We start from the raw sequence: 21,619 nt of genomic DNA on the forward strand, positions 1-21,619 counted from the left end.
GGATCAGGCGGCGACGCGTGCCAGATGGCCGCGCTTGGCGACGGCGCTGCGTTCCTCGATCATGCGGATCCGCGCCTGATCCTCGTCGGCGATGCTGCTATAATAGTCGCGCTTGTTTTTCAGCCAGTCGAGTTCGAAGGCGGCGGCGTTCGCGATCCCCGCTTCGAAATTCGCGCCTTCGACCGCGGCGCCGTCGAAGACGACCTTGCGCGTTTCAAAGCGGTCGAGCCGGACTGCGCGGATTTCGCGGAGCGCAGGCGCCGCTTCGACCGCAACCGAGCCGCCGACGACGAGCTCGAGGTCGCGCTCGGCGCAGGCCTGTGCGACACGCAGCACGGCGTCGGTGATCGCGCGATCGTTGATCGCGCCACGCTGCATACCGCGCGACAGGGTGAAATCGACGCGGCCGAAAACGATGCCGTCGACCTCGCCCGCCGCGAGCGGCAGCATCGCGTCGAGATTGGCCAGCGTCGTTTCGGTTTCGAGATTGAACAGCATCTGCGTGCCGTCGCGCTCGGCGCCATAGACCTTGGCGCTCGCATCGATGAACTTCGACAGCGCATAGGGCGTCTCGACCATCGGCGCGATGATATAGTCCGCGCCATAGAGTTTCGACGCATAAAGGTCGGAAACGGCTTCGCAGCCACCGATCTTGAGCGCGAGTTTCAGGTCGGCGCGGCAGGTGAGTTCGAGCAGGCGAAGCAGTTCATCGGGACGCGTGCCTTCGGCCTCGAATTCGGCCTTCACGGCAACCACGCCATAATGATCCCGACCCTTTTTGAGCATGTCGAGCATGCGGCGTTCCGTGGAATTCATCTTCCGTCTCCTTCGATGCAGAAAGGCTAGTGCTATGGTCAGAGACGAAGGGAGGACCGCGTTTCCGTAAGGATTTCCGCCCGGCTATTTTTTTGCGGACAACACCAAGGGCCTGCCGAAAGGGCTCCGTCTTATGAGCGCATGCCCGTACGCTCCGCCCTCTATCCGTTGCTTGCGCTCACCTGCGCCTGCACGGCCGGTATCGGCCCGGCAGCGGGGCAGGAGGCGCTTCCCGGCGGCGACAGCGAGGCTTTTCGGGCCCGGATGAACGACGGGTCGGCGCGCGATCCCGAACCAACGCTCACCCTGCCGCACAAAGGCGCGAAGCCCGCGGCCATGCCGAAACTCTCGTCGCATTTCGGTTATCGGAGCGATCCGATCCGCGGCAGCGGCCGGATGCACTATGGGCTCGACATTCCGGGACCGCTCGGCACCCCCATCCTTGCGTCGAGCGGCGGCCTTGTCGCCTTCGCCGGCCCTGCCGGCAGCTATGGCCAGATGGTCGAACTCGACCATGGCGGCGGCCTTCGCACGCGCTATGCCCATTTGTCGCGCCTGCTTGTGCAGGCCGGCGATACCGTCGGCCAGAGTCAGGCGATCGCGCTGATGGGATCGACCGGACGCTCGACCGGCAGCCACCTGCATTTCGAAGTGCGCCTGAACGGACGGGCAACCGACCCGGCTCCGCTTCTTGGCAAGCCTTCGCCCCTGCCCCCGGTACGACTGGCGACCGTCGATACAAAGCCGCACATCTCGGACTTTGCACGCCGCCGGGCGTCTGCAACCGCCGGCCGGCTCGCAGGCGCGCGGCAATGGTAGCGCACGCCGGCACCAGCGGGCTGCACGCGACCCTGCTCAACGAACGCGGGCGGCTGCTGCGCTTCCTCGCGGCGCGCGGTGCGGGTCATGAGGCCGAGGATGTGCTCCACGACCTCTGGCAGAAAATCGCCGCGGCGCCCGAGCGCCCCGTCGCCGATCCGGTCTCCTACCTCTTTCGCGCGGCCGAAAATCATATGCGCGACATCCGGCGCGCAACGATCAGCCGCGAAAAACGGCAGTTCGACTGGCACGGCATGGGTGACGCCCCCGAAGACGCGCCGGCGGGCGAGCGCGTGCTGGTCGCGCGCGAGCAATTGCAACAGGTGCAGGCCGCGCTTGCCGCGCTCGGATCGCGCGTCGACCATGTGTTTCGGCGCTATCGCCTCGATGGTGTCGGACAGGCCGACATCGCGAGCGAACTCGGCATGAGCCTGAGCTCGGTCGAAAAGGATCTGCAGAAGGCGTACCGGACGCTCGCCGAACTTCGGATAAAATTGAATACGGAATAGCCGTTCGGGTTTCGTCATGCCATAGGACCCCGCATAACAGGGGAAGGGCATGACGACGCATCAAACCGAACTCATCGAGGCCGCCCGGCTATGGGCGATGCGCGTCGTCGACCCCGCTTTCGACGCGTGGGACGAGCTGTCCGCATGGCTCGAAACCAGCCCCGCGCATCTCGCCGCGTATGAAGCCGCCGTCGCGGACGACGAATGGGCCGCCGACGCATTGGTGAAGGAAGGTCCGGCAAAGGACGATCCGCGCCGGCAGCGGAACTGACCGGGTAAGCCGCCGCTATTGCGAAGGCCGGTCTGGCCGCAGATAGGGCGCCAGATTTTTGCAAAGCACCGCCCATTCTTCGGGGGTTACCGGAAGCGACGCGCGCTCCTTCGCAAAATATTGTGCGGGCGATCCCAGTGCGGGCCAGTCGCTCGCGAGCACGAAGCGATCGAGGCCGATCTTGCGCATTCCGGCCACATAGATGGCACGCATTTCGTCATAGCTGCGCTTTTCGGTCGACGTTTTGGCATCGGGCAGCAAGGCGGGGTCAAATTGCATCACCGCCGAAATGTCGAGGACGAGGTTGGCCGTGCCCGGTGCCTTTCGCCCGATAGCATCGCCATAGGCGGCGAGTGCATCGAGCGTCGGCTGGTCGATGCCGGCATAGCCGCCGCCATGCGCGATCTGCACCGGCAGGTCGCCCGCCTGCGACAAGATTTTGTCGATAAAGATATTGACGCTTGCCGCGCTAAAGGGCGCCGCACCGCGGAGGTGGATGACCAGCGACAATTTCGCCTCGCGCGCGGCGGCGACGAAGCGGCCGAGCGTTTCGACCTGCACGGCGTCGGCGGCGTCGAAGCCGCTGTTGCCAAGGTGCAGCTTGATCCCCGTCGCACCGCGCTGCCGCGACCAATATTCGAGCTCGTCGAAGGCGTTGGCTGCAAAAGGGTTGATCCCGACGAAGGCGACAAGCCGCCCGTTCGAGGCGAGCGCGGCGTCGACATTATACCGGTTCTCGGCGCGCATCTTCTCGGCCCTGAGCGCAGGCTCCATCGGCACCGCCGGAAAGCCGAACATATAGCCGGTGGAAAGCAGCACGCCCTTCTCGATGCCGGCGCGATCGAGTTCGCGCAGCGCGTCCTCGCCGCTCCGTTCGGCGAACAGGTCGCCCGAAATTCCATCGAATATGCCCGGTTCGGCCGCCTGCATCGCGCGCAGCTGATCGGTGATCAGCTTGCTCTGGATGTGCATATGGTGGTCGGCGCGCGGCGCCTCCTGCGCGGACGAGACAGCGGGAACCGCGAGAGCCAGCGCCAGCAGGGCGTGGCGGATCATTTCCCGCCTTGCGCCGCCAGCACGCGCAGGATGTTGCCGCTCCACATCTTTTCGATGTCGGCATCCGAATAGCCCGCTGCCTTCAACCGTTCGGTGACCTTGGGCAGCGCCGAGATATCCTCGATGCCCGGCAGCCCGCCGCCGCCGTCCCAGTCGGCGCCGAAGCAGATATGGTCGACACCGCCGACCTCGATCGCGCGCAGCACCATCTTCATATAGGCGTCGAAATCGGCCGCCCACATCTGCTCCTTCTTGTCGAGCTCGCGCCACTGGCGGTTGAGATCGGCCTGCTCGGCGGACGTGATCTGGCCGATCCGCTCATATTTGCCGAACAGTTCGGCGCGCGCGGGCGACATGTTCATCGGCGACATGAAGATGGTCGAGATGCACATAGCGCCGCCCTTTGCCGCGAGCGCCTTCAATCGTCCCTCGTCGAGATTGCGCGGATGGTCGAACGCCGAGCGCAGGCTCGAGTGCGAGAGCAGGATCGGATATTTCGACAGCGCCAATAGCTGGTCGAACGCCGCGTCGGACGAATGGCTCGCGTCGATGACGATGCCGAGGCGGTTCATCTCGGCGACCCATTGCTTGCCGAGCGGGCTCAGCCCCTTCCAGCGTCCCTCACCCGTCGCGCTATCGGCGAACTGGTTATCCTTCGAATGCACCGGTCCCGCGAGGCGGAGGCCCTTGTCGTAGAATTCCTTGAGAAGCGACAGGTCCTCGCCGAGCGGATAGCTGTTCTCCATCGACTTGAAGGCAATCAGCTTGCCCTCCTTGTTCAATCGCACCGCATCGGCCGCGGTCCGCGCCGGTGCGATCGAACCCGCATTCGCCGCAATCGTCTTGTCGATCAGGTCCGAGCGTTTCCGCGCAAACGCCAGTGCATCGGCATAGCCCTTCGGCGTCAGCGGTCCCTGATCGGTGTAAATCGCGAAGAAGCCACCATCGAGATTGCCGTCCTTCATCCGCGGGATGTCGAGCTGCGCCATATCGTCGGCTTGGCCGTGACGATCGGCAAAGCTCCAGCCCGCGCGCTCGAAATGGAGCGGCGTGTCGAGGTGGGTGTCAAGCACGAGCATTCGGCTGTGCAGCGGTGCCTCCGCCTCTTTCGGCTTGTCGCCACCCGTCGAACAGCTGGCAAGCGCGCTCGCAGCCAGCAGGACGGCAAGGCGCTTCACTTCTTGTCCTCCACGGGCTTCAGGTCGAGATCGTGATAATCCCAGCTGAAGTCGGCGATCTTGCTGACGGCCTTCATCGTGACGCCGGTAATCTTGCCCTCGGCGTCGAGCGCGAAGGTCACATAGGCAGGCTCGATTGCCGGATCGTCGAAATCGGTGACGAAGCTGTCATATTGCCAATGCTTGAGCCGCCCCGCCATCCGCGGGGTGGAGGTGAAATCGATCGTCAGGCCGGCCGTGCCCGATCCGATGACGATGTCCCCGTACCATGGATCGCGGTAGCGCCCGGCATAGCCCGCGAGCGCGAGCGACGGCCCCGACTTCGCGGGCGATGCCTTGGACTGCTTCAGAAACTCGACGCCGCCCGCAAGCCGCGACTGGTACCAGTCCTCCCACTTCGCGATCCAGCCATAGTCGGGCTGATCGAGATAATGGTCGAGCAGGTCGTAGGTGAGGCCGAGCAGCATGCCGCTGTCCTCACTGTTCATCATGATCGCGAAGCCGACATTTTTGTCGGGGATCATCACGACGCGCGTGATCGACCCGAAAACGCCGCCGCCGTGCTGAATGATGCGGTGGCCGCGATAATCCTGCACCTGCCAGCCGAGCGCATAGGCCTGCTGCGTCGGCTGCGCGGGCTTGAGGCTGTCGGGCAGCGGCGTGATCGGCATCGGCGTCACCGGCGCCCACATCTCGTCGGCCTGCTTCTCGCTGAACAGCCGCTTACCGCCCGGCAGCGCGCCGTGCGCGAGCTGGATCTTGAGCCACGCCGCCATGTCGTCGGCGCTGAGCGCGAGCCCGCCCGCCGGGGCGCCATTGCGCCCCAATTCGTCGCGCTCGTCGAGCGCCGCCTGCGGGCCGAGACCGCGCAGCGCTCCCGACAGCCGCGCATGCGGCCACGACCGGTTGGCAATGCGGAAACGATCCTCGCTGTCGCTCGTCGCATTCTTCATGCCGCCGGCACGCAGCACGCGGGCGCGAATGAAGTCTTCCCACGTCTGTCCGGTGACTTCCTCTATCAGCTGGCCGGCGACAGCGTAGAGGATGTTGTCATAGGCATAGGCCGAGCGGAAACTCGTCTGCGGCTTGAGGTAAGCGACGCGTTCCACCGTCTGCTTGCGTGTCAGATGCGTGCGCGGCACGAACATCAGGTCGCCCTGCCCCAGCCCGAGCCCGCTCCTGTGGACGAGCAGGTCGCGGATCGTGATCTCGCGCGTGACCCACGCGTCATACATGCGGAACCACGGCATATGCTTGATGACGGGATCGTCCCACGCGATCTTGCTCTCGTCGACGAGGATCGCGAGCGCCGCGGCGGTCATCGCCTTGCCGGTCGATCCGGTCTGGAAGATCGTCTGTCCATCGACCGGCGCGCGTTCGCCGATCTTGCGCACGCCCCAGCCGCGCGACAGCGTCGTCTTGCCATCCTCGACGATCGCGATCGACACGCCGGCGGCGCCGACTTTCTTGCGCAGCGCCTCGACGCTCTCGCCGATATCGGCCGGGGGTTCGGCCCAGGCGGGCACGGCGACCGACAGCATCAGCGACAGGGCGAGCAGGCGTTTCATGGCAGGGTCTCCATATGGCGAGCGGTCGCCGGGCGCAGCAGGCGCCAGGTACCGATGGTAATGAGCGGAACAACGAAGGTCGCGAGGAACAGCCAGGCGAGGAAGCGATATCCGCTGGCAATGAGATCGACGAGGCCGACGCGCGCCGCGACGAACATGCAGCCGACAAGAACCACCGTGCCAATCAGGGCGCGCGCGCGCATGCCGATCGCCGGTCGCCCGCGCGCTTCGACGACACCCGACACGCGCTCGTTGATCGCGTGGATCGCGCCGACGCCGCTTTCGAGCAGCGCGGCGAAGATCATCAGCTGGAACAGGATATGGAAACCCGGGACCGCCATCTGCCGCAGCAGGAAATCCGAAGGCAGCGTTTCCGCTCCGATCGACGGATAGAAGGCCATCATCGCAACAAAGAAGAGGATCGCGGGCAGCATGGTCAGCGGCCCCGCAATGAGCCCCGCGACGACCGCGTCGCGCTGGCTGGTGAGGTGACGGAGGACCGGGAGGATGACGACCGCACCGACGATATTATAGCTGGCGTAGGTGATCCCGCCCGCCATCCAGTTCCCCGATGGCGGCGGCGCACTGGCAAAACCCTCACCGATCAGGCCGCCAAAACTCGAAAGCGCAAAGACGAGGAACAGCGCGTAGACCGCGTAGATCAGCATCGAGGCATATTTGAACAATGTCTCGACGATCGTGGCGCCAAAGGCGGTGAAGGCGACGATGCTGGCCGCAAGCAGCACCGACCCGGCCAGCTCAGGCCAGCCGAAGGTCGCCGCGCCGATCGCGCCCGCCGCGGCGCCGAACACCGCGAGGATGAGGACGACGAAGATCAGATAGGCGATCTCGAACGCGATCCATCCCGGACCGAGCAGCTTTTCGAAGAAGCTGCGATAGTCATAAGCGTGCATCTGACGCGCGAGCGCGAAGGTCAACGCGGCGACGACGCTCCAGATCAGCGTCGCGAGCAACATGGCGGCAAGCCCGCCCCATGGCCCCGACGGCACGAAATATTCGGCGAGTTCGCGCCCGGTGGCATAACCGCCACCGATGATCACCGCCTTCAGTGCGAAACCGGGCAGCAGGAAGCGCTGGAACCAGCTCGCCCTGCCGCCCGTCTCGCCCACACTCATGCGAGACTATTTTCGACAAGTGCCTCGAACGCCGCGCCGCCGCGGATCGGGTCGGCGACCGGCAGCCCGAGCCGCCGGCTTTCCGCGGCCATCAGCTTTTCGGCAGTTTCGGCGTCGTAACTCGACGTGTTGAGACTGATACCGCCGCAACGGATCGCGGGATTGGTCCGGCTGCCGAGGCGGATCGTCATGTCGATGACATCCTCGACCGACGGCAGCGCAAAGCTTTCCATGCCGAGGATCACCTTGCGCGTCGGATCGTGGCACACCACGAAGACGTCGGGCTGGCTACCGTGGAGCAGGCCGAGCGAGACCGGGGCATAGGCGGGATTGAAGATCGACCCCTGTCCCTCGATCACGTCCCAATGATCCCCGGGCGCGTCGGGGCTGAGCATTTCGGCCGCGCCCGCTTCGAAATCCGATACCACCGCGTCCATCGGCATGCCGCCACCCGCGATCATGATGCCCGTCTGGCCCGTCGCGCGGAAATCGGCGTCGAGCCCGCGCGCGACAAGGGCGCGGTGCAGCGCCAGCGCGGTATATTTCTTGCCGAGCGCACAGTCGGTGCCGACGGTGAGCAACCGCTTGCCGGTCCGTTTGCGCCCGGTCCCGACCGGGATCGACGGCGGCGGGGTACGGATGTCGATCAGCCGCTGGCCCGTCCGCCGCGCCGCCTCGACGAGCGCCGGAACGCTCGTCAGCTTGGTATGGAGCCCGCTGACGATGTCGAGCCCGGCCTCCATCGCCTCGACGAGCACGGCGACCCACGCCGCGCCGATGATGCCGCCCTGATTGGCGACCCCGATCACCAGCGAGCGCGCCCCTGCCGCGCGCGCTTCGGCGGGCGACAGGCGCGGCAGGCCGGTGGAGACCGTACAGCCGCCGATCGCCCACTCACCGGTGCAGCGGTCGCCGGCCCAGTCGGCCAGCCCGAAGGCCGTCTTGGCATAGCTTGCCTCGGTCGTATCGCCGAGGAAAAGCAGATAGGGGCTCGGCAGCCAAAGCACGCCACCGGAGACCTTGGTCTCATCCCTCACAAGAACATCCTCCACCTTTTATCTCAATATTTGAAGTCGATGGCGAGACCGATCGTGCGCGGCTGAAGCGGTACTGCGTTGACGTAATTGCGCCCCCCCAAAGCGCTGGTCGAAACGCCAGCGGACAAGAGCCCCCGACTGTCGGTCAGGTTGCGCACATAAATCTGCGCTGTCCATCGTTCGTTGCTGGCCCGAAGAGAAAGGTCGAACGCGGTGTAATCCGGCAATTTGATAGCATCGGCGGAATTGGGTGTGGCGGTGTAGCGGTCGCCGACAAACCGCATCGAGCCCGCGATCGAGGCTTTCCAGTCGCCCGTCAACGGGAAGTCATATTGCGGGGTGATCGAGGCCGCGAATTTCGGCACCGCCGGAAGCCGGTCGCCGGCCAAGCCATTTCCGCTAGGCGTATCGTCGCGCAGCTTGGCATCTGTATAGGCCGCGTTGATACCGATCGAAAGACGTTCGCCCGGGCGAATGTTGGCGGCCAGTTCCAAGCCGCGTGCCCGCGCGCTGCCCGCATTGTCGAAATAGCTGGCACCGTTGCGCGACACGCTGAGCTGGATGTCATCCCAGTCCATCTGGAACACCGCGGCCTCGATCGTGGCGCTATTGTCCAGAATGTCGGCCTTCAAACCGATCTCATAGTTGGTCAGCCGGTCCGATCCAACCTGCGGCGGAACATTGGCCAGAATGACGTTCGGTCCCCCGGGGCGATATCCGGTGGCGACGCGCGCATAGAGCGACGCGCGCGGCGCGATGGCATAGCGGGCAAAGCCCGACCAGGTCACCACGTCCTCCGACGACGAACCGGGCTGGTTTGCCGTCGGGACAAGGCCGGCGGCGCTGTCGCTTATCTGCCGGAAATCCTGGTCGTTGCGCGCCCAGCGGATGCCGCCACCGACCTCGAAGACGTCGGCGAAGGTGTAACTCGCCTGTCCGAAAGCAGCATATTCCTTATAGGTCGAAGGCAGCCCGGCGGTAGCAAGCGGGTTGAGACCCGCAATCGGGGCCCCGTCGAGATCCTGAGCCGTAACCACCTGCTCATTGCCGCTTTTTTCATGCGTGTAGAAGCCACCGACGAGCCATTGAAAGGGCGCCTCGCCATCGGCGGTGCTGAACCGGAATTCCTGGGTGAATTTCTCGAGGTTCAGTGTGATGAAGAAAGCCGACAAGCCCGGATCGCCGGTGAGCAGCGGGATAAGCGGGCCATAAACGTCCGTTTGGTCGCCATACTGGAACGTACGGCTGTCCGAATAGCTGGTCGCAGACACGAAATCGGCAAAGCCCAGATCGACCTTGGCCGTCGCGGTCAGATACAGCATCTTGTTGTCGAACAGGTTCGGCAGGGCAAGATCGGTCGATCGCCCGTCAGCCAACGGGACAAGAGCACCGGGCGGAATCCGGCCGCCACCCGACAGATAGGGCTCCGGAATCAGAAAACGGGTGCTGCCATATCCTTCGGCTTTGACCTTTTGCCACAACCCCGCGAGGTCGAGCGAGAAGCCATCGCTCGGCCGCCACAGCACCGCAATGCGGGCGCTCTGCTGCGAATAATCGTTGATGTCCTTTTCGCCGTCGGCAACGTTGTCGACGAAGCCCGGCGTGGAGCGATAGGAATAGCTTCCACGGACCGCCAGTGTGCCTTCGACGATCGGCAGATTGCCCCCGATACGTCCCGAATAGCCGAGATCGCCCGAATTCGCGATGTCGAACACATCGCCACCGACGCGCAATTCCATCTTGTCGAGGTCGGGGTCACGCGTCACATATTTCAGCAGACCGCCGATCGAACTGGCGCCATAAAGCGTCCCCTGAGGCCCTTTCAGTACCTCGATCCGTTCGAGGTCATAGGGCAGAAGATCGGGCGCGAACTCGGCGCTGCGGGCATAGATCGAACTCGAGCCGATCGGCGCCTCGTCGATATAGGTGCCGACCGTCGTCGTCGCGCCAAGCGACGCAATCCCGCGCAGGGTCACCGTCGCCTGACCAGGCGTGCCACCGCTGTCGACCTGCAAGCCGGGCACCTTCGACGCGATATCGGTCAGCGACGCAGCCTGGAACTGCTCCAGATCCGCTGCCCCGACGACGCTGATCGCCGAAGGGACGTCGATCAGGCGCTGTTCGCGTTTCTGCGCCGTCACGACAATCTCACCCCCTACGGCGCGATCCGACGTATCGTTGCTTTCCTGCGCCTGCACCGGTATCGCTGCCGCAAACGCGATCATGCTTCCGGCAATCAAAAGTCCTTTATTCATCGTCTTACCCCCAGACTTGGGCGAGCAAGCGGCGGAAATTGCCGCCGAGCACCGCCCGGATGTTTTCATCGGAATATCCCCGGCGAATGAGTTCCTCGGTGAGGTCGAAGGTCTTGAGCGGATGGTCGAAACCGTCGATATCGATCTTGTCGCGAAAGGCGTAGCTGCCCTTGTAGCTGCCCTTGAGCAGCGCATATTCGTCGGGTTTCATGTCGTCATAGCCGTGCAGGTCGGCGTCCGATCCGATGCCGACATGATCGATGCCGACGAGCTTGGCGACATGGTCGATATGATCGGCCATATGCCCGACATTGGTCGGGTCGCTCGTGCGCACGAACATGCGCACCCCGGTGATGCCCATCACCCCGCCCTTTGCCGCCAGCGCCCGGATCGCCGCGTCGGTCTTGACGCGCGGATGATCGACGATTGCGCGGGCGTTGCTATGGGTGATCGCGATCGGCCCCTTGGCGATCTCGATCGCGTCCAACGTCGTCTTGTCGCCGCAGTGCGAGACGTCGATCAGCATCTTCTGCTTTTCCATCTCGGCGATGATCGCCGCGCCATAATCGCTGACGCCGCCGTCGACCCGCTCGGTGCTGCCCGATCCGATCAGGTTCTGACTGTTATAGGTCAGCTGCGCACAGCGAAGGCCAAGACGCCGGAACAACGCCACATCCTCGATCTTTTCGAAATGCTCGGCGTTCTGGATGCCCATGATGACGGCGCATTTCTTTTCCGCCTTCGCGCGATCGAGATCGGCGACCCCGTCGACGAGCGTGAAGACATGGCTGTTGCGTCCCGCGAACCCCTGCCAGCCGGCAAGGAATTCGAGCGCCTGCTGTTTCGCGTCGGGTCCACCAAGGCCGTAGGCGTTGTGAAAGCCGGTGATACCGCTGGCCTTGAACTCGGCGGCTTCGGCATCGGTCAGCCGGTGCGCGACATAATTCGCATCGAGCGTGATCTTCAGCGGCGCGAGCATGTCGATGACAAGCGACGAGGCGACAAGGTCGACCGCGCGGCGCGAATAGGATTTCGCCGGCGAGGCCGCGAAAGCAAAAGCGCCGCGATTGATCATCGGCGCGGACAAAGCGGCCCCCATCGCGCCCGCGAGTGCCGCGCGGCGCGTCATTGGAAATGACCCCGTCATTCCAAGCTCCCTTTTATCGTTTCATCTGCAGACTATTGTCCTAATCGGAAAATTGTCAACCCGTTTAGGACACAAAACTGTCATCCACCCCATATTTCCGCGGGGCAATGGATCTTCCCGCCTTCGTATCGGACGCCGGGCGAGCGATCGCGCGCGAGGAAGGTCGGGCCATCGAGATCGACGATGTCGCAGAGTTGGCCGAGGACGAAGGACGGCGCCATCGAAAGGCTGGTCCCCATCATGTTGCCGACCATTACATCGAGGCCGAGCTTCTTTGCCTGCCGCGCGATCGCGAGACCTTCGGTCAGGCCGCCGCACTTGTCGAGCTTGATATTGACGATATCGAAGCGCCCGACGAGCGAGGCGGTATCGGCGAGCGAAAGCGCGCTTTCGTCGGCAGCGAAAGGCAGGGGGCGCTTCAAGCCGTCGAGATCGGCCTCGCAGCCGCGTTTCAGCGGCTGCTCGAGTTGCGCCACGCCGGCCGACACCAGCACCGGCAGCAATTCGGCGAGCGTGCCGATATCATAACCCTGGTTGGCGTCGACGCCGATCCATGCGCCGGGACGCGCGGATCGGATTGCCTCGACGCGTGCGACGTCGTCGACAAGGTCGCCGGTCAGCTTGACCTTGATCGGCGCGTCCGGGTCGATCGCCCGCGCCGCCTTTGCCATGACGTCCGCGCCGTCGGCGCCGAGCGTCAGCGTCGATCGCAGCGGCTTCGGTGGTTCGAGGCCCGCCAATTGCCAGACCGGACACCCTGCCTGCCGCGCCTCGAGATCCCAGAAGGCGCAGTCGAGCGCGTTGCGCGCGCCGCCGGGGGGAAGCAGATGCTGCAAATCCTCGCGCAGCGCACCGCGCTCGATATGCTCGCGGACGCTCGTCGCCTCGGCGAGCATATGTTCGATATCGTCGCCGAGATAATAGACCCCGGCGCCCTCGCCGCGCCCGATATGCGTCCCGTCGGACAATTCCGCGACAAGCAGCGCGGTTTCGGTGAAGACATGACCCGAAATACGGAAAGGCTGATGATAGGGAAAACGCTCGACCCGAAGGTCGAGCGTCAATCCCCTAGTCTGCTGCGTCGCCATCAATAGACCATCCCGAAGCCATAGAGATGGAACGCCAGCGTCACCCAGACGAGCAGCAGCCCGGCGAGCGCGAGCAACACCGCGCCCAGCTTCATCGTCCACTTCTGCTTGCCCTTGATGCTGAGCCACAGGTGCCAGCCCGCCGTAATCAGTAGCCCGAAAGCGGCGAGCGGCGTCAGGATGCGCAGCAAGTTGATCAGCCAGTCGAGCGGGCCGCCGATGCTGCCGATGTCGGCCGAGAAGGCCGCGATCAGGGCAAACCAGCCGACCAGCGCCCCGATCGCGAGCCAGGCAAAGACCCGCGTCAGGCGGTACGCGCGGAGCGACTTGCCCTGAAGCGCGAACTCGGCCTTGAAGCTGCGGCGCACCAGCGCGCGCACCGGCCAGGCCAGCGCGGCGAGCAGGATGATGCCGAAGGCGAGGATCAGCGCCGGGTTGAGCCAAGCGGCGTTCACACCCGCCGGGGCGGGCTCGAACACCATGAAGGGCGATCCGGCATCGATGCTCCAGCGCACGACGCGTCCGTCCTTGACCTCGGCCGCAAGGCGTTCGCCCGTGCCGGTGTCGCGCCACACGAACGGCTCGACCTCGACCCAGTCGCGCGCACCGGCGCCAAGGCCGTCGAGCGCCGGCAGCGTGATCTTGCCATCCTCGGTGAGGCCGATCGTCGCCTGCCCGAGCAGGCCGAACAGGCTCATGAAGTTGGTGAAGCTGCCGCGGCTGCTGATGTAATTGCCGACCATCATCTGCGCATGCTGCGCAGCGGTTTTCGCATCGACCTGCGCCGCCTTTTCGGCAGGGCCCGGCAGGTAGCGGTCGGCGAATTTATGGAACAGCGCGCTGCGCACCGCACCCGCCGCGCCTTCCTTGCCGGCGCTGTTCATCGAGATGAAGATGCCGGTGTCGGCATCGGGGAACAGCCACAGATAGGAGTGGAACCAGACGGTGTCGCCGCCGTGCGCGATTGCGCGATGGCCGTTGACCCATTGTTCGTAGAAGCCGAGCGCCATGCTGTTGAGCGGACCGACGCCCGGCGCCTTGAAGTCGTGCATCTGCTCCGCGGTTTCGGGCTTCATCAGCCCCGCGCCGTCATTCAGGTGCGCGATCATGAACTTCGCCATGTCGGCGCCGCTCGCCGAAAGGCTCCCTGCCGGCGCGGGGATCACCATTTCGAACGGCTGCGCCTTGCCGGTGACGTCGGGATAGCCCTTCGACATATGCGGCACGAGATTGGCGGGCAGCGGCTGGCGGAAGCTCGAATGCGCCATGCCGAGCGGCTTGAAGATATGGTTGTCGACATAATCGTCGAAATCCTCGCCGCTGACGCGCTCGACGATATAGCCCGCTAGCGCCGTGGCATAATTCGAATAGGCGGGCGTCGTGCCGGGCGCGAACACGCGCTGGGGCAGCGCGAGCGGCATCTGCTTTTTCAGCGTCATCACCGCCTTGGGATCGCTGCTGATCAGGTAACGCACCGATTCCTCGAAGCCCGCGGTGTGCGTCATGATGTTGCGCATCGTCACCGGCTTGCCCTGATAGGGCGGAATCTTGAAATCGAGATAGGCGTTGACGTCCTTGTCGAGGTCGATCTTGCCCGCCTCGACCTGCTGCATCACCGCGGTCCAGGTCAGCAATTTCGATACCGATCCCGGACGGAAAAGCGTCGTCTCGGGAAGGACCGGCGCGCGCTTCGCGACGTCGGAGAAACCATAGCCCTTTTCGAGCACGACCTGCCCGCCGCGCACGACGACGACGACCGCGCCGGGGATACGCCCGCGTTCGAGCGCATAGGGCAAATAACCGTCCATCCACGCTTCCAGATCCTTGGGATCGAGCGCCGCGGGCGCCGCGGGCGCTTTCGCGGCCGGAGCTGCTTCGACTGTCTTTGCGGCGGGCGCGGGCACCGGCCCCTGCGCCGCCAGCGGCAACGCGGCAAACGCCGCGAGCCCGATCATCGCCTTGCGGATGAAACGCATCGCTTTCCCCTTTTGTCCGGCGCGGCCTGTCACACCTTGCAGCAAGCCGCGCGACCCCTTACCAAGGGACCAACACCTGTTAGCCCGATAGGGACATAATGATCCTGATTAGAAAATTGTCAAACATGGAATGGAAAAACTGATGGCGGACCGTGCAACGCCGCCGACGCTCGGCGCGGTGATGAAGGCTATTCGCGCCAAAAACGGCTGGACGCTCAAGGAAATGAGCGCAAAATCGGGTATTCCCGTTTCGACCTTGTCGAAGGTCGAGCATGACCGGCTGACGCTCAGCTACGACAAGCTCCAGCAGCTCAGCCAGCGACTCAAGATTCGCATGTCCGACCTGTTCGCCGAGGACGAAGAGGATAATACGCCCCGCGTCACCGGCCGCCGCAGCATCGGGTCGATCGAGCGCGCGGCGCGCGTCACCACCGACAATTACGACTATCACTATCTCTGCACCGACCTGCGCCAAAAGCGGATGATCCCGATCCTGACGCGCATTCGCGCGCACAGCGCAAGAGAGTTCGGCGAGCTCGTCCATCATCAGGGCGAGGAATTCATCTATGTCCTCGAAGGACGGATCGAAGTGCACAGCGAATTCTACGACCCCGTCACGCTCGACGTCGGCCAGGGCATCTACATCGATTCGTCGATGGGCCATGCCTATGTCGTCGCCGACGGGTTCGAGGAAGCGCTGGTGCTCGGCGTCTGCTCGAGCGCCGACGACGGGCTGATGGACAGCTTGATGAGCCTTCACGGCTAAACCCCAACTACCGGAGAAACAGATGGCATCACACCGGCGCTTCGCCCCTTCCTTCGCGCTGCTGTGCAGTTCGATGCTCCTGTCCGCGTCGGCCGCAGCGCAAGCGCCCGCCTATGACCTGATCATTCGCGGCGGCACGATCTACGACGGGTCGGGCAAGGCGCCGTTCGTCGGCGACGTCGCGATCAGGGGCGACCGCATCGTCGCGGTCGGCAAGGTCGATGGCCCTGCAAAGACCGAGGTCTCCGCGAAGGGCATGGCGGTCGCGCCGGGCTTTATCAACATGCTGAGCTGGGCGACCGAATCGCTGATCGCCGATCCGAAAAGCCAGAGCGATATCCGGCAGGGCGTCACGCTCGAAGTGATGGGCGAAGGCTGGTCGATGGGGCCGATGAACGCCACGATGAAGGCGCTCGAAACCGAACGGCAGGGCGACATCAAATATCCGATCGAATGGACGAGCCTCGGCGACTATTTCGGCTGGCTGGAAAAGCGCGGGATATCGACCAATGTCGCAAGCTTCGTCGGCGCCGCGACGGTGCGCGTCCACGAACTGGGCGAAGGCGATGTCGACCCGACGCCCGAACAGCTCGGCCGGATGCGCGCGCTGGTGAAGCAGGCGATGAACGAGGGTGCGATGGGCGTCGGCAGTTCGATCATCTATGCCCCCGGGTCCTACGCCGAGACCGACGAACTCGTCGCGCTCACGACCGAAGCCGCAAAATGCGGCGGCATGTATATCAGCCACATGCGATCCGAAGGCGACCGGCTGGAAGAAGCGGTGGACGAGCTGATCGATATTTCGCGCCGTTCGGGCGCGCCCGCCGAAATCTATCACCTCAAAATGGCCGGGCGCAGCAACTGGGGCAAGTTCGACGCGGTCGTGAAGAAGATCGAGGATGCGCGGGCGGAAGGGCTGCGCATCACCACCGACATGTACACCTATACCGCGGGCGCGACCGGGCTCGACGCCGCGATGCCGACCTGGGTGCAGGCGGGCGGGCTGGAGGAATGGATCAAGCGGCTGAAAGACCCCGCGATCCGCGCGCGCGTCGCCGCCGAGATGAAGCAGCCGGGCAGCGACTGGGAAAATCTCTATTTCGGCGCGGGCGCCGACAAGATGATCCTGTCGGGCTTCAAGAATGATGCGCTGAAACCACTGACCGGCAAGACGCTCGCCGAGGTCGCGGCGATGCGCGGCAAAAGCCCCGAGGAAACCGCGATGGACCTCGTCGTAGAGGACGGCTCGCGCGTCGGTACCGTCTATTTCCTGATGTCCGAGGACAATGTCCGCAAGCAAATCCGGCTGCCGTGGATGAGCTTCGGGTCGGATGCGGCGTCGCAGGCAACCGAGGGCGTATTCCTGAAGTCGGGCGCGCACCCCCGCACCTACGGCAATTTCGCGCGGCTGCTCGGCCATTATGTCCGCGACGAGAAGCTGATCCCGCTCGAACAGGCGGTGTACCGGCTTACGACCCTCCCCGCCACCAACCTCGGCATCCAGGATCGCGGCGGGCTAAAACCCGGCTTTTATGCCGACGTCGTCATATTCGATCCGGTGACGATCGGCGATCGCTCGACCTTCGAGAAACCGCATCAATATTCGGTCGGGATGCGCGACGTGTTCGTCAACGGCGTCGGCGTGCTCCGGGACGGCGAGCATAGCGGCGCAACACCCGGCCGCGCTGTACGCGGCGCCGGCTGGAATCGCTGCGGCTAGGCAGCTTGCGAGAGGCCCGCGAGCAAACGCTGCTGTTCGGCGGGCGGTTTGAACAGGAAATCATGCGGCAGGCCGAGCCGTACGCTCGCCTTGCAATGCGGCGCCGTCCGGTCGACGTGTCGGTCGGCGAGGCGGCCGGCGATGCGCAGCGCGGTGCGATCGAACCGCGTCAGGTCATAACGCGGACCGAGATCGAGCTTTTGCCGGATGTGGCCCGGAAGCAACGACACCGAAGCCCGCGCGATGGCACGGTGCAGGAAACGCGGCACCCCGGGCGCCGCCTTGCCCGACTGGATGATGTCCAGAAATTCGAAGATGATCGGATGCGCCTCGAAGCGGGGTTCGAGCGCCGCCATCATGTCCATGAAGGCGGCAATGGTCGGCGGGGTATGCCGTGCGCCGAACTCGCGCCCGATCGCATCGCCATCGCGCATGAAGCGATCCTTGTCGGCATCGCTCACCCGATGGACGAAGCGATCATAGGCCATGAGGAAGCCGTACGACGCCGTCGCCGCGACCCAGTCGAGCAGGACCGGGTCCATTGCGCGATATTTGTCGCCCGCCGGCGTTTCGCCCTTCACCTTGCCATGCAGGCGGTTGACCTGCCCGATCACCTGTTTCGCGGTGCTCGCCGGGCCATAGCAGGCGAGCATCGCGACCAGGCCGGTGCGGCGCGAGCGGCCGATCGGATCGGCCTTGTAGGTCGAATGGTCCCACACCCCCGAACGGATGCGCGGCTCGGCAAATTCGAGCAGCACCGCCGCGATACCGCCGATGCCGAGTGCAATCGGGTTCTTGTAGACGCGCCACTGGACGCTGTCCGGCGCGAGCAGCGCGGGTTCGCCGACGGGGGTCGCGAAATCGATCGCGGTCCCTAGATATTCATCCTGCATCGGCGCACGCACCACGCTCATTCGCTCCTTCAGAAGTCGTAACCCAGCGTGAGACCAAAGGTTCGCGGCTGGTTGGCGAAACGCACGACGACATTCGCATTGCTCGCGACCGCCGACCAATAATATTTGTCGAACAGGTTTTTCGCCCACAGCGAAACCGACCAGCCGCTTTCATGCTTGAGGCCGAGGCTGGCGTTGACGGTGCCATAAGCGTCGACCTTGTACAGGTCGATATCCTCGAAAATCGTGTTCGATTTGCTCTGGTAACGCGCGCTCACCGCGCCGGTCAGGTTCAGCGTTTCCGAAACCGGCGTGTCATAGGCGAGCGTGATGCTGCCCTGGAATTTCGGGCTGTAGATGAATTCGGCTCCGTCGAAATTCTCGGGCTGCCCCGCGGCGTTGGTGCCGTTGTAATCGTTGATCCGCGTCTTCAGCCAGAGCGCGTTGGCCGCGATCGTCAGCCCCGTCGCTGGACGGATCGTCAGTTCGCCTTCGACGCCATAGGCCTCGCTGTCGGGCACATTGTCGAGGCGCGAGAGCGCAGTGTAGATCGGGTCGGCGAAATAAGTGCTGATCTGCTTGTCGCGATAATCATAATAGAAGGCCGAAAGATTGGCCTGCACCGCGCGGTCGGCGAGCGTCGCCTTCACACCCAGTTCGTATGCGGTCAGCTTTTCCTGCTTCACCGGCGCATTCTGGCGCGCAAGGTTCGCGGCGTTGATCGGCGTCGTTCCCGATTTATAACCGCGCGACACCGACGCATAGAGCAAGGTATCGTCGTTCGGCGACCAGTCGAGCGCGACGCGCCAGGCGACATTGTCTTCCTTGAGCAGCGAGCGCACTTCGCCGAACGTGCCCGTGACGGGGTCGAACGTATTGCATTGTCCCTGCGCGATCTGCGGCGCGAGCACGCCATATGTCTGCAGGTAGAGCGCACGGTTCACGACGTTGACGTTGGGCAGCATATTGCCGTTGAAGTCGCGCGAACAGCCGTTGTAGCGCTGCTTGTCCTCGGTGTAGCGCACCCCGACGGTGAGTTTCAGTTGTTCGGTGAGTTCGGCATCGGCGTTGGCGAAAAGGCTCCAGGTCTTTGTCCGGATGCGGCCGAAATCCTCATAGGTGCGGAAAGCCTGACTGAGCTGAAGCGGCGTATAGCCCGCCGAATTGAAAATCGGGCTCGCGAGCAAAGGCGCGCCCGCCGCGCGGATCAGCCCGACGTTGGCGTTCTGGCCGAGCAGCGTCCGGTTCGAATCGATGATCCGATCGTTGGCATAATAGGCGCCGACGAGCCAGTTCACCGCGCCGCTTTCGCCCTCGACATGCAGTTCCTGCGCAAAGCTCTTGATCCGCCCGACGGTGTTCTGGAGCAGGACTTCGAACGGCGCGCCGCTCCAGTCGGAGAGCGCGTTGCGCTTGAAATCATTATAGCTGGTGAGCGAGACAAGCTTCATCGTGTCGCCGAGATCCTGATCCCAGCGAAGCTTCAGCCCCCAGAACCGATTGTCCTCGGCAAGCGGCCCGTCGAGCCCGAGCCCCGTGCCGATATCGGCCGAGCGTGAGGCCTCGGGTGCCCAGTCGGCCTGGCTCGCCTTGGTCGGGAAATTGCCCGCGAGATAGGTGGCGAGCCCCGGCGCATTGAAGAAGCGCGAGTTGCTGGTACCCGAGACGGGATTGGTCGCCGGCGTAAAGCCGATGCCCTGCCCCGCCACGGTATCCGACTTGTTCTGCCACCAGGTCACCGACAGGTCGAAATGCGTACCCGGCGCGGGATCGATCGCCAGCGAACCCCGGATGCCGAGCTTGTCGACCTCGCCCAGCCGTTCGCCGCGCGTGTTGCTGATCTGCCAGCCCTTGTCGCTGTTCTCGCTGCGGAACGCGATCCGCGCCGCGACGCCTTCGCCGAGCGGGCCCGAAATATGGCCGCCGATATTGTAGGTCTGATAATTGCCGAGATCGGCCTTGATGCTGCCCTCGAAGCTGTCGGTCGGCTTGGCGGTGATGAAGTTGATCAGCCCCGCGGTCGTGTTGCGGCCATAGAGCGTGCCTTGCGGGCCCTTCAGCACTTCGACGCGCTCGAGGTCCATGACGGGCCCCGTGTTCATGATCGGATAGGCGTAGGCGACCTCGTCGACATAGGTGCCGACGGTCGAGGTCGACGACAGGTTGATCGTGTTGAACCCGATCCCGCGCAGCGTGTAGGTCGGCACACCCTGATAGCTTTGCGACACGGTGAAACTCGGCGCGACGGCGGTCAGGTCGCGCATGTCGGTGACGCGCAGATTTTCCAGCGTCGCTCCGTCGACCGCCTGGATCGCCATGCCGACGTCGTTCATCGATTCGGCGCGGCGCTGCGCGGTGACGATGATGTCGCCTTCGGCCGCCACGCCGTCGGGCGCGCTTTCCTCGATGGCATAGGCCGGTGCCGCGACGACGAGACCGATCGCCGAACCCGCGAACAGGAAAATACGCATTGCCTTCATCACTCATCCTCCCTCAAACAGCTTGTCGCGGGGCTCGTCTTTGTGCGAGCGTCGCGCGAAGCCGGACCGTGACAGAACAAAGGATTGCGGCCGGGTGGACAAGCTGACACCTGTGTCAGGATAGCGGAGGGACGAGCGCGTGACCGATCGGAGGGCCGAATGCTGGGCGGAAATGCCGGCGCTCATCGCGGGGGTGCAGGCCGCCGGCGACGCGATCGGCCTGCCCTATGTGGCCGCGCAGGCCGACCTCGGCGACCCCGAGCCGATGAGCGACGAGGAAGGTCGTCCCTACGCCGAAACCAGCTTTCACTGGGTCGATCCCAGCTACGCCTATTGGCGCGACCGCAAGCTCGCGCTGCAGCTCGCATTTCTGACCGCCGCGCGGCTCGTCGCCGAACCCTTTTATTATAGCGACGGGCAGCTCGGCACCTGGCGCCCGACGCATCTGCTCGACGAAGTCGATTGCTCGCAGGCACGCAACACCGCCAATTTCGGCGAGGCGATCATCGCGCCCGTGCATCTGCCGCGCGGGCTGGTCGGCGCGGTCTTCTGGTGTTCGCGCGAGCCCTTGGGCGTCGAGGCGATTTTTGCCGAACATGCCGGCCATCTGCACAATCTCGCGGTCAAGCTGATCGCGACGCACAATGAAGCCCGCGGGCGCCCGCGCAATGCCACCGTGCCGCAAACGCTGACGCGCCGCGAGGTGCAATGCCTGCGCTGGGCGGCGGCGGGCAAGACCGACGGCGAGATCGGGATCATCCTGTCGCTGTCGGTGTCGACCGTCCGTTTCCACCTTCGCAACGCGGCGGCAAAGCTTGGTGCAACCGGGCGCGCGCAATCGATCCAGATCGCGGCAGGGCTCGGCTTCGTCGGCGCGCGCGCCGCCTGATGCAGGTGCCAGCTT

18 protein-coding genes are annotated in these 21,619 nt (G+C 64.4%); 6 read left to right on the top strand and 12 right to left on the bottom strand.

Annotation, left to right across the window (positions count from 1 at the left end; all coding sequences use genetic code 11):
- Nucleotides 1-3: 3 nt before the first annotated feature.
- Complete coding sequence (locus VGU00_RS02210; RefSeq protein WP_327465040.1) at nucleotides 4-816, bottom strand: aldolase/citrate lyase family protein; 813 nt, start codon at nucleotides 814-816, stop codon at nucleotides 4-6.
- Nucleotides 817-957: 141 nt separating this feature from the next.
- Between VGU00_RS02210 and VGU00_RS02215 the strand changes: the two genes are divergently transcribed.
- From VGU00_RS02215 to VGU00_RS02225, 3 genes are read left to right on the top strand one after another with little or no spacing between them, the layout of a single operon-like run.
- Nucleotides 958-1,635: a M23 family metallopeptidase gene (locus VGU00_RS02215; RefSeq protein ID WP_327465042.1), complete on the top strand. Its 678-nt coding sequence runs from the start codon at nucleotides 958-960 to the stop codon at nucleotides 1,633-1,635.
- Entirely contained in the window at nucleotides 1,629-2,144 is a 516-nt protein-coding gene (locus VGU00_RS02220) for a sigma-70 family RNA polymerase sigma factor (protein WP_327465044.1), read from the top strand. The genes VGU00_RS02215 and VGU00_RS02220 overlap by 7 nt, the downstream gene beginning before the upstream one ends.
- Before the next feature lie 49 nt (nucleotides 2,145-2,193).
- Nucleotides 2,194-2,415 carry a hypothetical protein gene (locus VGU00_RS02225; RefSeq protein ID WP_327465046.1) on the top strand — a complete coding sequence of 74 codons (222 nt, stop codon included), beginning with the start codon at nucleotides 2,194-2,196 and terminating at the stop codon, nucleotides 2,413-2,415.
- A 15-nt stretch (nucleotides 2,416-2,430) separates the two neighbouring features.
- Here the strand turns inward: VGU00_RS02225 and VGU00_RS02230 are convergent, their stop codons facing one another.
- The 9 genes from VGU00_RS02230 to VGU00_RS02270 form a co-directional block, all read right to left on the bottom strand.
- On the bottom strand, nucleotides 2,431-3,471 hold the full coding sequence (locus VGU00_RS02230; protein ID WP_327465048.1) for an amidohydrolase family protein: 1,041 nt from the start codon (nucleotides 3,469-3,471) through the stop codon (nucleotides 2,431-2,433).
- A complete protein-coding gene (locus VGU00_RS02235; RefSeq protein ID WP_327465050.1) occupies nucleotides 3,468-4,649 on the bottom strand; it encodes a dipeptidase in 1,182 nt (393 codons plus the stop codon). The genes VGU00_RS02230 and VGU00_RS02235 overlap by 4 nt, the downstream gene beginning before the upstream one ends.
- A complete protein-coding gene (locus VGU00_RS02240) occupies nucleotides 4,646-6,217 on the bottom strand; it encodes a serine hydrolase (protein WP_327465052.1) in 1,572 nt (523 codons plus the stop codon). Before VGU00_RS02240 ends, VGU00_RS02235 begins: the two co-directional genes overlap by 4 nt.
- A complete protein-coding gene (locus VGU00_RS02245) occupies nucleotides 6,214-7,353 on the bottom strand; it encodes a hypothetical protein (protein WP_327465054.1) in 1,140 nt (379 codons plus the stop codon). The genes VGU00_RS02240 and VGU00_RS02245 overlap by 4 nt, the downstream gene beginning before the upstream one ends.
- Nucleotides 7,350-8,390: a DUF1611 domain-containing protein gene (locus VGU00_RS02250; protein WP_327465056.1), complete on the bottom strand. Its 1,041-nt coding sequence runs from the start codon at nucleotides 8,388-8,390 to the stop codon at nucleotides 7,350-7,352. Before VGU00_RS02250 ends, VGU00_RS02245 begins: the two co-directional genes overlap by 4 nt.
- 23 nt (nucleotides 8,391-8,413) lie before the next feature.
- Nucleotides 8,414-10,615: a TonB-dependent receptor gene (locus VGU00_RS02255; protein WP_327465058.1), complete on the bottom strand. Its 2,202-nt coding sequence runs from the start codon at nucleotides 10,613-10,615 to the stop codon at nucleotides 8,414-8,416.
- A 34-nt stretch (nucleotides 10,616-10,649) separates the two neighbouring features.
- Entirely contained in the window at nucleotides 10,650-11,792 is a 1,143-nt protein-coding gene (locus VGU00_RS02260; RefSeq protein ID WP_327465059.1) for a dipeptidase, read from the bottom strand.
- An 80-nt stretch (nucleotides 11,793-11,872) separates the two neighbouring features.
- The gene (locus VGU00_RS02265) at nucleotides 11,873-12,880 is read right to left on the bottom strand and encodes a dipeptide epimerase (protein WP_327465061.1); all 1,008 of its coding nucleotides are present in this window, start codon (nucleotides 12,878-12,880) and stop codon (nucleotides 11,873-11,875) included.
- Nucleotides 12,880-14,856: a serine hydrolase domain-containing protein gene (locus tag VGU00_RS02270; protein WP_327465063.1), complete on the bottom strand. Its 1,977-nt coding sequence runs from the start codon at nucleotides 14,854-14,856 to the stop codon at nucleotides 12,880-12,882. Before VGU00_RS02270 ends, VGU00_RS02265 begins: the two co-directional genes overlap by 1 nt.
- 142 nt (nucleotides 14,857-14,998) lie before the next feature.
- Here VGU00_RS02270 and VGU00_RS02275 point away from each other — a divergent pair, with 142 nt between their 5' ends.
- Together VGU00_RS02275 and VGU00_RS02280 are read left to right on the top strand one after the other, a co-directional pair.
- Nucleotides 14,999-15,622: an XRE family transcriptional regulator gene (locus VGU00_RS02275; protein ID WP_327465065.1), complete on the top strand. Its 624-nt coding sequence runs from the start codon at nucleotides 14,999-15,001 to the stop codon at nucleotides 15,620-15,622.
- Between the two features lie 22 nt (nucleotides 15,623-15,644).
- Complete coding sequence (locus tag VGU00_RS02280; RefSeq protein ID WP_327465067.1) at nucleotides 15,645-17,342, top strand: D-aminoacylase; 1,698 nt, start codon at nucleotides 15,645-15,647, stop codon at nucleotides 17,340-17,342.
- Here VGU00_RS02280 and VGU00_RS02285 read toward each other — a convergent pair.
- Complete coding sequence (locus VGU00_RS02285) at nucleotides 17,339-18,256, bottom strand: oxygenase MpaB family protein (RefSeq protein WP_327465069.1); 918 nt, start codon at nucleotides 18,254-18,256, stop codon at nucleotides 17,339-17,341. The two genes, VGU00_RS02280 and VGU00_RS02285, sit on opposite strands and share 4 nt — an antisense overlap.
- A gap of 8 nt (nucleotides 18,257-18,264) precedes the next feature.
- On the bottom strand, nucleotides 18,265-20,715 hold the full coding sequence (locus VGU00_RS02290) for a TonB-dependent receptor (RefSeq protein ID WP_327465071.1): 2,451 nt from the start codon (nucleotides 20,713-20,715) through the stop codon (nucleotides 18,265-18,267).
- 139 nt (nucleotides 20,716-20,854) lie between these two features.
- On the opposite strand from VGU00_RS02290, the gene VGU00_RS02295 reads away from it, so the two are divergent.
- A complete protein-coding gene (locus tag VGU00_RS02295) occupies nucleotides 20,855-21,604 on the top strand; it encodes a helix-turn-helix transcriptional regulator (RefSeq protein WP_327465073.1) in 750 nt (249 codons plus the stop codon).
- Nucleotides 21,605-21,619 lie beyond the last annotated feature (15 nt).

This window comes from Sphingopyxis sp. (genome assembly GCF_035944815.1).
In the GTDB taxonomy this organism is placed as follows: domain Bacteria; phylum Pseudomonadota; class Alphaproteobacteria; order Sphingomonadales; family Sphingomonadaceae; genus Sphingopyxis.